The organism is Vibrio cidicii (assembly GCF_009665415.1).
Taxonomy (GTDB): Bacteria; Pseudomonadota; Gammaproteobacteria; order Enterobacterales; family Vibrionaceae; genus Vibrio; species Vibrio cidicii.
Map to the genome: position 1 here is coordinate 3,016,615 of NZ_CP035921.1, position 12,499 is coordinate 3,029,113.

Below are 12,499 nucleotides of genomic sequence, written 5' to 3' on the forward strand. Positions count from 1 at the left end.
TCGAGTTGCCTCGCCGAACACGATACAGCTTGCGTGTTCCTGCCGATTACATGTCGTTGGTTTTTGTTACATCTTTAACATGAATAACAAGTGTTCATTGATGTGACATACAATAAAACCAAGGACGTGAAACATGAGTCTTATCCAACAATCTTTAAAACGTGTGCTGAAAAGTACTGCCGTGGCGGCCGCTTTGGCACTGCTTGCGACATCGGCCAATGCGGCAGAAAAAGTGTACCGCCTGAAATTGGCAGAAACTTGGGGGCCCAACTTTCCCATCTTCGGTGATGCGACCAAGAATATGGCGAAAATGGCAGAAGAGATGTCCAACGGACGTTTGCAGATCCGTATCGACTCTGCCAACAAGCACAAAGCACCGCTTGGCGTGTTCGACATGGTGAAGTCAGGACAGTACGACATGGGGCACTCTGCGTCTTATTACTGGAAAGGTAAAGTGCCGAACACGCTCTACTTTACGTCAATGCCGTTTGGTATGTTGCCGATGGAACAATACGCTTGGTTCTATTACGGCGGCGGCATGGAGTTGATGGAGAAAGTGTACGCACCGCACAACATGCTGTCTTTCCCGGGGGGTAACACGGATACCCAAATGGGCGGCTGGTTCCAAAAAGAGATCAACTCGGTGGACGATCTGCAAGGGTTGAAGATGCGCATTCCCGGTTTTGCAGGCGAAATCTTAGCCGAGCTTGGCGCGAAACCGACCAACATTGCACCGGGTGAACTGTATACCTCACTTGAGCGTCGCACGATTGATGCACTTGAGTGGGTTGGCCCATCACTGGATTTACGCATGGGCTTTCACAAAATTGCCCCTTATTACTACACAGGTTGGCATGAGCCAGCGACTGAGTTGCAATTTCTGGTCAACCAGCGTACTTGGGAACGCTTGCCTGATGACCTGAAGGCAATTCTATTGGTATCAATGAAAACCGCGGCGTACGACATGTATACCCAGTCCAAACATGAAAATGGTAAGAACTGGGCATCGATCAAATCTGAATACCCCAATGTTCAAGTGAAAGACTTCCCGTCAGCGGTGATGTCTGCGATGCGTGCAGCCAACGACAAGTTGCTCAAAGAGCATGCTGAGAAAGATGCACTTGCCAAAGAGATCCAAGAATCGCAAGCGGCTTATCTCAAGCAGGTTCGTCCTTGGACCGACATTTCTACCCGCGCATACCTAAATGGTCAGGCGCAATAAAATTCGCCAGTGATTCTGGTGAGGAGCCCAAGAAAGCTCACTCTATCTTGAGATGAGCCAATAACAGAGCTCCGCTGGCTTGCCAAGCGGAGCCATTTTTCAAAATTCCATGGAGTAGGGAATGAGAAGTCTGATCTATATCGAGCGTCTGTTTAATCGTTTCGGGGACTTCCTCGGATGGCTTGCCAGCATATTGTTTGTGGTTCTGCTCGCCAACGTGGTGTACGACGTCATCATGCGTTATGCCTTCAACGATGTGTCTATCGCCTTTCAAGAGTTGGAATGGCACCTGTTTTCCGCGGTTTTCCTGCTGGGTATCCCTTATGCGCTGAAAGCGGGCGGGCATGTTCGCGTTGACCTCTTTTACGAAAATCTTTCTCATCGCGCGCAAGCGATCATTGACTTGCTGGGAACGATCGTTTTCCTCATTCCGTTTTGTCTTCTAGTGACTTGGTTTGGTATCGACTTTGCCAAAGAGAGCTATGCACTGGGAGAAACCTCCGGCGATCCGGGTGGGCTGCCCTATCGTTGGATAATCAAAGCGATGATCCCACTCTCATTTGCCTTCATGGCCATCAGTGGCGTCGGTTTGATGTTGCATTCGCTCAACAAGATCGTCAATCCGCACTTGTTGCACCTTTCAAATTCAGATAAGTCGTAGGAGCTCAGGATGATCGGAATTGTGATGTTTTTTGTCGCGCTGTTTGCGTTGCTGCTCGGCTTTCCTGTGGCGTTCACCTTTGGCGGTATCGCACTTCTATTTGGTGTGTGGGCGGAAGGAGTAGAGATCTTTGCCTTCATGCCATACCGCATTCAATCCATCATGGAAAATACCGTATTGATGGCGGTGCCACTGTTTGTCTTTATGGGCTTGGTGCTGCAAAAGACGCGCTTGGCGGAACAACTGCTGGAATCGATGGGGCGTCTTTTTGGTGGTGTGCGCGGTGGTATCGCGATTTCTACCGTGTTGGTGGGAACGCTGCTCGCGGCATCGACGGGTGTCGTTGGTGCGTCTGTAGTGGCAATGGGCCTTATTTCGTTGCCTGTCATGCTCAAATACAACTATGACAAAGGGTTGGCGTGCGGAACCATCTGTGCGTCGGGCACTTTAGGGCAAATTATTCCGCCATCGATCGTGCTCATTTTATTGGGCGATGTGCTCGGCGTGCCAGTCGGCGACTTGTTCCAAGCTGCCGTTTGGCCGGGCATCGTGCTGGTGGGCGTGTATGTGGTTTACATCCTTATCTACGCCAAACTCAATCCACAAGCAGCGCAGCCGATTGAACGTGATGAAACGATTAGCCGCCGTGAGGAAGTGATCAAAGCGCTCAAAGCGGTCATTCCACCCCTCGCGCTGATCGTGGTGGTTTTGGGGTCGATCTTTGCCGGGGTGGCGACACCAACCGAATCGGCAGCGCTGGGCGGTGCGGGTGCAATCGTCCTGTCACTGCTTTATCGCCAGTTCAGTTGGAAAATGGTGTACGAATCGGCCAAAGAAACGGTCAATGTAACCGCGATGGTGTTTGCGATTTTGCTTGGTGCCACCGCGTTTTCTATGGCCTTTACCTACACTGGCGGTGATCTGTTAGTCGAGGAGTGGATGCTCAATATTCCCGGTGAGAAATGGGGCTTTTTGATCGTCACCATGCTGGTGATCTTAATCCTCGGCTTCTTTATCGATTTCGTTGAAATCTGCTTCATTATTGTACCTATTTTAGCGCCAGTGGCTGAGACGTTGGGCATCAACATGACTTGGTTTGCTATTCTGGTGGCGATGAATTTACAAACCTCCTTCCTGACCCCGCCGTTTGGTTTTAGTCTGTTCTACCTCAAAGGGGTGGCGCCGGCAGGGGTGACCACGCGGGATATTTATCGCGGTGTTGTGCCATTCATCGGCTTACAAATATTAGTACTTGCCTCATTGCTGCTGTTCCCAGAATTTTATGGCATGGGCTAGGGCGCACAATCGTGAGGTAAATCTTGCTAGGTTTGAAACTTAGTTGCTAGAGTAAATGGCTGCCAAGGATGGGCAGCCATTGTTGTATAAGGACACGCTATGCCGCTGAAAATGAAGCTGATCTTGCTAACGCTACTGCCGCTGCTTCTGGTTTCAGCGAGTATCAGTTGGATCTCCATCTATCAGGCGAAAATGTTAGGGCAAAAAGAGGTGGAGATATTTCGTCAAAGCCTGATCCAATCTCGTGAAAATGCGTTGCAAGACAGCGTCGATCTGGCGTTTGACGCGATTGGGTACATCCACAATGATGCTTCTTTGAGTGAGGGGCAAGCGCAGCAGAAAGTAAAAGCCATGTTGACTCAGCTGCGCTATGGCTCCGATGGCTATTTCTTTGCCTACGATAAACAGGGAACCAATCTGGTTCACCCTATCCAACCTGAACTTGTTGGGCAAAATCTCCTCAATCTGCAAGATGAAAATGGTGATCATCTGATTGAAGCGCTGCTGTATCAAGCGCAAACGGGGGGCGGTTTTCATCAATATTTGTGGAAAAAACCCTCGACAGGCGAAACCGTGCCGAAACTTAGCTACGCAGCTTGGCTGAGTAAATGGGAGTGGATGATTGGCACTGGGCTGTATATCGAAGACATTCGCCAAGAAGTTGCCCAAATGCAGGCCGCGGTGAACAAAAACATCGAAACGACTTTTTTTTCTGTGGTGGTGATTTTGTTGGTCACGGTGGCGGTGATCATTGTGCTGACCTTAGCGATCAACTTGCATGAGCATCGTCTCGCAGATAAAAACCTCAAAGAGCTGGCTCATAAAACCGTGATGTTTCAAGAAGATGAGAAGAAGCATCTCGCCCGTGAACTGCATGATGGCATTAACCAGTTACTGGTCTCAAGTAAATGTCACTTAGAGTTATTGAGTAACAAGATCGATCAACCTTCACTGCGCCAACATCTGGAAAAGTCTCAACAATCACTGATGACGGCCATTAATGAAGTTCGGCACATCTCGCATCAATTACGCCCCAGTGCGTTAGATGACATTGGTCTTGAGGCTGCGTTGTCGAGCTTGTTACAAGATTTTCGCGCTCATTCGGGTATCGATACCGATATCCACTTTGATACCCAAGCGCACAAGCTCAAATCAGAAGTGGCAACGACCTTGTACCGTGTGGCGCAAGAGTCACTCAACAACATCGAAAAGCACTCGGCGGCGCGTAAAGTCACGGTGAGCCTGCAGCAGATGGGCAACATACTGCAACTGCTGATCCGCGATGATGGCTGTGGCTTTGCCGTAACCGATGCGCTGCGCAAACAAGGAATTGGCCTAAGGAATATGCGCGAACGGGTCGAGTTCTTAGGCGGAGATTTCGAACTGATGAGTGAACCCGGTTTTGGAACGGAAATTACCGTGTTACTGAATTTGGATGGATTGACCTATGGATAGACCGATTCGAATCGTGATCGTCGATGATCACCAAGTGGTACTCGATGGTTTTATGGCTCGCTTAGAGATAGAACCCGAGATTGAAGTGGTAGGAACGGCCAGCAATGGCTTAGAAGCATTGGATGCTGTTCGTCGACACAAACCCGATGTGGTGCTGATGGACATCAGCATGCCGATTATGAATGGCATTGAAGCCACTCGCTTGATCAAAGAAGAGTTTCCTGAGTGCAAGGTCTTGATGTTGACCATGCACGACAATCGAGAGTACATCATGAAAGTGATGCAGGAAGGGGCGGTTGGTTACATGCTGAAAGAGATTTCGGCAGAGAAAATGGTGCAAGCGATCAAAACCGTCAATCAAGGTTCGACCTATTTTTGCGAGTCGGTGACACAAACCCTTTTTACTCAGGAGATCGTCCCCGCAGCTCAACGGGCTAACCCGCTTAGTCGCCGTGAAGAGGCGGTACTCAAGCTGGTGGCACAGGGGCACAGCAGCAAAAAAATTGCCACCCTACTGGATATCAGCTATCGGACGGTGGAAACCCACCGCCACAATATTAAGCATAAGTTAGATCTGCACTCGACCGCGGAGCTGGCGAAATATGCGTTTGAGCAGGGGCTAGTGCAGTAAACGCCTTACTCTGGCTTGATGCTACCCAGTTCAAGAATGGGGGATACATCAATTTGCTCTGCACTCATCATGCTGGAGATTCGCTGCACAGACGAAAGTAGCAGTGACTGCTCCCAATCTTCCAATTTCTGAAACTCAGAGATGAAATTTTCCTGCAATGGCATTGGCGCTTGCTTGAGAATGCGCTCCCCGTCGGCAGTGAGATGGGCGTGTACTTTGCGTTTATCTTCTTTGCTGCGAACTCGCTCTACATACCCGTTTCTTTCCAAACGGTCCAGAATTGCCGTGGCGGTTGCTTGGCTCATATTGGTATGGTTGGCCAGTTGGCGAATGGTAACTTCGCCTAACTCTTTGATTGCACGCATCAAAATAAGCTGAGGGCCAGTCAGTCCAGAAATTTTATTGAGCTTCTTCGAATGTAAATCGATGGCGCGGATGATCTGTCTGATGGCGATGAGAACTTCTTCGTGTTTTTCCAAAATGTCTGCCCGTCGATGATTTGGTCCCAAAACTACCGCAATTTATCGGTGATTGAAAGCGCTGCAACGCATCAGTGGCTCGAATAGGTCAACAAACCAACGGCGACCCTGGGCCGCGAGTACAGGTTTGGTTTACACCGCGATGTTACCTTAGGATGAATATCGAATAATAATTTGATGACAAAAGATTTGTGAGCATTTTGTTTTGTTGCTTTTTTGTATTGCATTAAGCCATAAGTGCCGATTTAAAAGCCTTTTCTTTGCTGTCAATTTGCATTTATACGATGTTTTCTGTTAGTTTAATAACCGATATTTTGGAAATATGTGTCGTATTCTAACTATTTCCTTGATTGGTACATTTTAGAAAAAGCATTTTTAAGTGAGTGAGAATGACAACAGGTATAGATAAGTACAGTATTGACAGTACAGACTACACGGTTGGTCAGGATAATGTTCAACGATGGGGTTTTGATGTTCACAACCCAGTGTTTGGCATTAGCGCAGGTTTGGTGGCGCTGTTTCTGATTGCCGCATTGGTACTGGACGCCCACACCGCCAAGACGGTACTCGATGGCATCAAATGGCAAATTATTGGGTCATTTGATTGGTTGTTTATCTGGTCCGGTAATGTTTTTGTGGTGTTCTGTCTGGCATTGATCGTTTCACCTATGGGTAAGATTCGTTTGGGCGGTTCTGATGCCGTAGCGGACTACTCTTTTCTATCTTGGCTAGCCATGTTGTTTGCAGCAGGGATGGGAATTGGTTTGATGTTCTGGAGTGTAGCAGAGCCGGTGGCTTATTTTACCGGATGGTATGAAACCCCATTGAATGTTGCTGCGAATTCACCGGAAGCGGCCAAACTGGCTCTTGGCGCGACCATGTTCCATTGGGGTTTACACCCTTGGGCTATCTATGGTGTTGTGGCCTTATCACTGGCCTTTTTTGCCTACAACAAAGGCTTGCCGCTTTCGATGCGTTCGATCTTTTATCCTCTACTGGGTGATCGTGCTTGGGGTTGGGCAGGGCACATTGTCGATATTCTGGCGGTTGTCGCCACCCTATTTGGCTTAGCGACGTCGCTTGGCTTGGGGGCTCAACAAGCAGCAAGTGGTATTCACCATGTGTTTGGAATTGAAGCTGGCCTGACTTTACAGATCATTGTGATTGTCGCGGTGACGCTACTTGCAACCATTTCTGTCATTCGTGGTATCGATGGCGGGGTTAAGGTCATCAGTAACATCAACATGTTGGTCGCTTTTGCGCTGCTTGGTTTGGTGGGTTTGATCGGTTGGGCGGTGAGCCTTGGCTCTGTGCCAACAACATTCATGGCGTATGTTGAGAATATTATCCCGCTCAGTAACCCAATGGGGCGTGAAGATGAAGCTTGGTTCCAAGGCTGGACTGTCTTCTATTGGGCGTGGTGGATCTCTTGGTCACCATTTGTCGGCATGTTCATTGCGCGTGTTTCAAAAGGGCGCACTGTTCGTGAATTCATGACTGCGGTTCTCTTGGTGCCAACCGCGGTAACATTGCTTTGGATGTCGGTGTTTGGCGGTATGGCCATCGATCAAGTGATCAATGGCGTTGGTGAGCTTGGTGCCAAAGGACTAACCGACGTGCCTTTGGCGATGTTCCAGATGTTTGACCAACTGCCATACGGCACTATGTTGTCAGTGATTGCCGTGGTATTGGTGCTGGTCTTCTTCATCACCTCATCTGACTCCGGTTCTCTGGTCATCGACTCGATTACCGCCGGCGGTAAAATGGATGCGCCAGTCCTACAACGTATTTTCTGGGCATTTATGGAAGGCGCTATTGCAGTGGCTCTGCTCTGGATTGGTGGTACAGAGGCGATTCAGGCATTGCAAGCTGGGGCGATTTCGACGGCGTTGCCATTTACCTTTATCCTCTTGGCGATGTGTGTCAGCCTGCTTTTAGGTATGCGTACCGAAAAACAGTAATCGCTACTTTTTATTTGCTCATAAAGCCAGCTTATCAAGCTGGCTTTATTTTTGTCGTACGGTATAAAAATGACGCTAAAATTATCTGGAATACAAGGGGTTACTACTTGGTTGGCGAAGGATAATACGTGCATGTGATTGGGTTTGTGTGTAATATCGCGGGCGAAAATTTGTTCCCCCAACTGAAATTTGACAACAATGAAATTGACACTAAAGCAGAAGCTCATAGGCGCAAGCCTATCAGCGGTAGTGATCATGGCTGCCGCCTTAACTTGGCTGTCCGCAGGACAGCTATCCAATCAAACCCGCAATGGCGTATATGCCCGTGCGCAGAGCCTCGGTGAAGCGGCGGCGCAAGGTATTTCTGACTGGATTTCGATCCGTAAGAATATCGCCAAAGCCTTTAATGACTACAGCGAAGAAAGTGATGTTGTGCCGTATCTACAACAAGCGCGCAAAGCGGGTGGTTTTGACGATATTTTCCTAGGGACACCAGCGGGTGAAATGTACCGCTCACATCCAGAGCGTAACCGTGCCGATTACGATCCTCGCGTGCGTCCTTGGTATAAAGACGCCACTGCAGCGGGTAAGCAGATCATTACCACCGCTTATCAAGATGCGATTACCAACGCGCTGCTGGTGACGATTGCTGAACCTGTGCGTCACAACGGCAAACTGGTTGGTGTGGTGGGTGCCGACGTTCTGATTGATCAATTGATCAATGATGTCATCAGCCTAGATGCGGGCAAAAATGCTCATGCAATGTTGATTGATACACAAGATGGCACTTTCTTAGCACATCCCAATAAAGCGCTTTCGCTTAAGCCTGTGAACACTCTGCTGAAACAATTTACCATGCAGGATATCGAGCGTGCGGCCTCACAAGGCGCAATTGAAGAAGCGATCGTCAATGGCCAGCAAAAGCTGTTCTACTTCGTTAAAGTACCTCAAACCTCTTGGATGTTTGCGATTGAGATGGATCGCGCCACCGAAGAGGCCAGCTTGAGTCAATTGATGCGCGAAATGCTCATCACTGCCACTTTAATCACTGCCGCTGTGATTGCAGCTGTCTACTGGCTGGTGGGCTTTTTGTTCCGCGATCTTGGCCGCGTTTCTCATGCATTGGAAGAAATTGCCTCCGGTGAAGGGGATCTTACTCAGCGCCTAGAGCCGCGCAGTGACGATGAAGTGGGTAAACTGGCGGAGAACTTCAACCGTTTTGTTGGCAACATGCACACTATGGTCAGCAAGTTGAGCGAAGTCTCGGCATCACTGTCTGAACAAGCCAAAATGACCGCACAGCAAGCTGAGGAGCGCAGCCAGCGTATTTCATTGCAGCAAGATGAAATCAACATGGTCGCAACCGCAGTCAACGAAATGGCGGCGGCGACACAAGAAATTGCAGGCAATGCTGATCACACAGCGCAAAATGCGGAAGAAGCGGTGTCTGCGTGTGTTCACGGTTCTTCGCAAGTGACGCAAACGCAAGGCTCTATTCAGAACTTGTCAGAAGAAGTGCAAGTGGCGACCAATGTAATTCAAGAGCTGGAAGCGCACGGCAACAGTATTAATACCATTCTTTCAACCATTCAGGGTATTGCAGAGCAAACGAACTTGCTGGCACTCAATGCGGCGATTGAAGCGGCGCGTGCGGGTGAGCAAGGGCGCGGTTTTGCAGTGGTTGCGGATGAAGTTCGTGTGTTGAGTCAACGCACTCACGCGTCAACGCAAGAGATCCAGCAAACTATCGAGAAGTTGCAGGGCACCACGTCACAGGCGGTTGACATTATGGACGACAGTCGTGCACTGGCGCTGACCAGCGTTGATGATGCCAACTCGGCGGCGGTAAGCTTAACGCAAATTCATACGGCTGTTGTGCGTATTAGCGATATGGCGACGCAAATTGCATCGGCGGCGGAAGAGCAGGCATCGGTAACCACTGAAATCACGCGCAATACCGAAGGCATTCGCGATGTGTCAAACGAGCTGGCTGCCGAGGCGCATGAAGCGGCGGCGCAAGCCAGCATGTTGTCGGATCTTTCTCATGAACTTGAGCAAGAGATCAGACGCTTTAAGCTATAAGATAAAGTCTAATGAGAAGAGGAGCCAAGTGCTCCTCTTTTGTTTTGTTGGGCTTAAAAGCAAAAAACAAAAAGCAAAATGCAAAAAGTCTAAAGCCAGAACTCACCGACGGCACTTTGCGCATCGTAGTGATGGGCAAATTGCGCTTGCAATAGTTCAGCGGTGGCGATGGCATCGGTCAATGCATGATGGGCGCTATAGTCAGGCAAACCATAGCGTCGCCGAGTTTGGGCAAGACGCAGCGAAGGCAGTTTGACGCCTTTTAAGCGCCGCCACCATCCGCCCTTGGTTTGGCTAAGATAATCTGATTCGAGCTGTAATGTATCCAGCAGCGGAAACTCAATCCCTTCACCGATACGCTGTCTTAATGCGGCATCAAAGAAATCGCGTTCGATATGGCGATAATGAACCACCACCACTTTTCCGGCTAACTGTTGCAATACCTCGTCAAGAATCGTCTCGAGATCTGGTGCATGCTCAATATCGCTGTGAGTAATGCGATGAATGACGATCGACTCTTCGCTGAGGTTTTGCCGTGGACGCACCGTCCAATGGTGGGCTTGGTTTAGGTAAATGCGCTGCAGATCAAACGGCACTAAGCCAATCGAGAGAATATCATCACTGCGCGCGTTTAATCCGGTGGTTTCAAAGTCCAACGCCACCATCTCAAGTTCGTTTATGGGGGTGCAAGCGAGTGGCAGTGGCTGAGCATAGAAGCGTTGCAAGCGAGCATCCTGCACACGCTGGCATTTTTGGGCAAATTTTTGCTGCCATTCAAGGGGAGCAGGTTTAAATAACGACATATTTTCCCTTATTTAAAACTGTTGCCAGCTTGATAGCGAAACTTCAGGAAGTTCTGCGCATTGCTTAGGATCTGAAAGGCATCTTTGAGCGTTCTGCGTTCAAAATCCGACAGGTTTTCGGGTTCGATATTGTTATCAGGCTCAATACCGTTTTGCACATCCACTGCTTGGTGACGAATGCGCACCATGGAGATAAATTCCAACGCATCTTTGAGGTTTTGCGCGCGCCCTTTAGGCAGAATACCGGCATCAATCACATCGTCGAGCCTCTCAAATGAGTTTCTGGCACTCGACCCGACCGCCAATGCATGGACGCGAATGAGATCGGCCAATGGCGCAGTACCACGTCGTTTGAGGTTAATCGAATTGTTGTGACGGCCATCTTTCTCCATCACAAAATCTTTAAAAAAGCCTAGTGGTGGCGTGCGATTCAGGGCGTTACGCGCCAAACAGGCGAGAAAACGAGGGGTCTGTTTGGCTTTGTTGACGATAAAATCGGTCAGTTGTGATGCCCATGCGAGCTCTCCGTAAACGCCATCTAAATCAAAGAAAATTGAGGCGTTAAGTAGGGCCTTAGGGTTGGGGTCATCAATCCAGTCGGCAAAGCAATCACGCCACTGCGCACGTGTCATACGCCAAATCGGGTTAGTTGCCATAATATCGCCAGTACAATATTTGTAGCCACACTCGTTGAGTGCATCACACACTAGCTCGGCAAATTGGCTGAAATAAGCGTCGTGTTTTTCGGCTCGATAGCTGTCGGCAAGGATAATCGCGTTATCTTGGTCGGTGACCAACAATTGCTCGTCGCGCCCCATAGAACCCAATGCGAGAAAACAGTAGTCAATGGGTGGTGGGCCGAGACGTTCTTCGGTCAATTCAATGATGCGCTGCTTGAAACTGCGGCCAATTACCGACATGGCACTACCGACCATGTGTGAGTTGGCATCTTCGTTCACTAGGCGGACAAAGCTGTTTTTTACTTCTTGCGCCAGTTGCGCGAGATCCTCAAAGCTCTGCTGTTGAAAAATGCGGCTGACCAAGAGCAGCGAACTCTGAGATTCATAACGGACAATGTCTGTCGCTTCGACAATACCGAGCGGCTTTTTTCCCTGCATGATAGGCAGATGGTGCACATTGTGCCTCAGCATGGTCAACATGGCTTCATAGACATAGGCGTTGTGATCCAGTGAGATCACTTGGTCTGTCATCACACTACCAACGGCATCTTGCGGTGATTTTCCCTGAGCCAATACACGGGTACACAAATCGCGGTCTGTGATGATACCGACCACGGGGGCCAATGAGGAAGAGGCTTGTGTCTTGGAATCTAACACCAGCAGAGAAGAGACGTGTTCATTAGCCATCATCTCCGCGGCACTTTGGATCGACTGAGTGCTCTCAATGGTTGGTGCATCACGGGTCAACAAGGTACGAACTTTTGAGGTCGTGAGGTCGTTCGCTTCTTTAGTTTCAAGGACCGCTTGGCGCAAACGGGTGCTTTTTTCCACCTCAACAAAGTCTGCGAAGGAATCAAAGTGGTCGTAGAGCGATTGGAAAATGGTTTCCGGAATGCAATAGAGCAACGAATCTTCCACTGCTGTGACGGGAAATTTGACTCGGTTGTTGGTGAGTAATGCCATTTGACCAAACAGGGCGCCTTCGTCTAAACGGTTGTAAAGCTCGCCTTTGCGGCGGTAGACTTCCACCACGCCACTGCGCAGCATAAAAAGATCATGAATTTCATCACCACTGCGAATGATAGGCGTCTCTTTACGATAATAAGAAATCTCGATGTGTTGGATGACGTCGAGCAGAGTTTCTTCTGGGAGCTCGCTAAACGGCGCGTGTTGCGAGAGAAAGTTAAGAATTTCGGTTAATTCAGCATCCATATTCAAACCTTTTGGGT

10 protein-coding genes are annotated in these 12,499 nt (G+C 49.2%); 7 read left to right on the plus strand and 3 right to left on the minus strand.

Features of this window, described 5'->3' with window-relative positions:
* Nucleotides 1-133 precede the first annotated feature (133 nt).
* The 5 genes from EWA64_RS14770 to EWA64_RS14790 all read left to right on the plus strand — a co-directional run bounded on the left by EWA64_RS14770 (nt 134) and on the right by EWA64_RS14790 (nt 5,265).
* Complete coding sequence (locus tag EWA64_RS14770) at nt 134-1,222, plus strand: TRAP transporter substrate-binding protein (protein WP_061893949.1); 1,089 nt, start codon at nt 134-136, stop codon at nt 1,220-1,222.
* 121 nt (nt 1,223-1,343) lie between these two features.
* Complete coding sequence (locus EWA64_RS14775; protein ID WP_061893950.1) at nt 1,344-1,883, plus strand: TRAP transporter small permease subunit; 540 nt, start codon at nt 1,344-1,346, stop codon at nt 1,881-1,883.
* A gap of 9 nt (nt 1,884-1,892) precedes the next feature.
* On the plus strand, nt 1,893-3,179 hold the full coding sequence (locus EWA64_RS14780) for a TRAP transporter large permease (protein ID WP_061893951.1): 1,287 nt from the start codon (nt 1,893-1,895) through the stop codon (nt 3,177-3,179).
* Between the two features lie 99 nt (nt 3,180-3,278).
* Nucleotides 3,279-4,634 (plus strand): cache domain-containing protein, encoded by a 1,356-nt coding sequence (locus EWA64_RS14785; RefSeq protein WP_061893952.1) that lies wholly within the window; start codon nt 3,279-3,281, stop codon nt 4,632-4,634.
* Nucleotides 4,627-5,265 (plus strand): response regulator, encoded by a 639-nt coding sequence (locus EWA64_RS14790; RefSeq protein ID WP_061893953.1) that lies wholly within the window; start codon nt 4,627-4,629, stop codon nt 5,263-5,265. The genes EWA64_RS14785 and EWA64_RS14790 overlap by 8 nt, the downstream gene beginning before the upstream one ends.
* Before the next feature lie 5 nt (nt 5,266-5,270).
* Here the strand turns inward: EWA64_RS14790 and EWA64_RS14795 are convergent, their stop codons facing one another.
* The gene (locus EWA64_RS14795) at nt 5,271-5,744 is read right to left on the minus strand and encodes a MarR family winged helix-turn-helix transcriptional regulator (RefSeq protein WP_039425905.1); all 474 of its coding nucleotides are present in this window, start codon (nt 5,742-5,744) and stop codon (nt 5,271-5,273) included.
* Between the two features lie 389 nt (nt 5,745-6,133).
* On the opposite strand from EWA64_RS14795, the gene EWA64_RS14800 reads away from it, so the two are divergent.
* Both EWA64_RS14800 and EWA64_RS14805 read left to right on the plus strand, forming a co-directional pair.
* Nucleotides 6,134-7,705, plus strand: coding sequence for a BCCT family transporter (locus EWA64_RS14800; protein WP_061893954.1), 1,572 nt, complete (start codon nt 6,134-6,136; stop codon nt 7,703-7,705).
* 198 nt (nt 7,706-7,903) lie between these two features.
* On the plus strand, nt 7,904-9,787 hold the full coding sequence (locus EWA64_RS14805) for a methyl-accepting chemotaxis protein (protein WP_061893955.1): 1,884 nt from the start codon (nt 7,904-7,906) through the stop codon (nt 9,785-9,787).
* 89 nt (nt 9,788-9,876) lie between these two features.
* Here EWA64_RS14805 and EWA64_RS14810 read toward each other — a convergent pair whose 3' ends face one another.
* Together EWA64_RS14810 and EWA64_RS14815 are read right to left on the minus strand one after the other, a co-directional pair.
* Nucleotides 9,877-10,590 carry a 3'-5' exonuclease gene (locus EWA64_RS14810; RefSeq protein ID WP_061893956.1) on the minus strand — a complete coding sequence of 238 codons (714 nt, stop codon included), beginning with the start codon at nt 10,588-10,590 and terminating at the stop codon, nt 9,877-9,879.
* A gap of 8 nt (nt 10,591-10,598) precedes the next feature.
* Complete coding sequence (locus tag EWA64_RS14815; RefSeq protein WP_061893957.1) at nt 10,599-12,482, minus strand: DUF294 nucleotidyltransferase-like domain-containing protein; 1,884 nt, start codon at nt 12,480-12,482, stop codon at nt 10,599-10,601.
* Between the last annotated feature and the right edge of the window lie 17 nt (nt 12,483-12,499).

Coding starts and splice junctions, on each gene's coding strand:
- EWA64_RS14815 (WP_061893957.1), bottom strand. CDS start 12,482: ATGGATGCTGAATTAACCGAAATTCTTAACTTTCTCTCGCAACACGCG.
- EWA64_RS14770 (WP_061893949.1), top strand. CDS start 134: ATGAGTCTTATCCAACAATCTTTAAAACGTGTGCTGAAAAGTACTGCC.
- EWA64_RS14800 (WP_061893954.1), top strand. CDS start 6,134: ATGACAACAGGTATAGATAAGTACAGTATTGACAGTACAGACTACACG.
- EWA64_RS14805 (WP_061893955.1), top strand. CDS start 7,904: ATGAAATTGACACTAAAGCAGAAGCTCATAGGCGCAAGCCTATCAGCG.
- EWA64_RS14785 (WP_061893952.1), top strand. CDS start 3,279: ATGCCGCTGAAAATGAAGCTGATCTTGCTAACGCTACTGCCGCTGCTT.
- EWA64_RS14780 (WP_061893951.1), top strand. CDS start 1,893: ATGATCGGAATTGTGATGTTTTTTGTCGCGCTGTTTGCGTTGCTGCTC.
- EWA64_RS14775 (WP_061893950.1), top strand. CDS start 1,344: ATGAGAAGTCTGATCTATATCGAGCGTCTGTTTAATCGTTTCGGGGAC.
- EWA64_RS14790 (WP_061893953.1), top strand. CDS start 4,627: ATGGATAGACCGATTCGAATCGTGATCGTCGATGATCACCAAGTGGTA.
- EWA64_RS14810 (WP_061893956.1), bottom strand. CDS start 10,590: ATGTCGTTATTTAAACCTGCTCCCCTTGAATGGCAGCAAAAATTTGCC.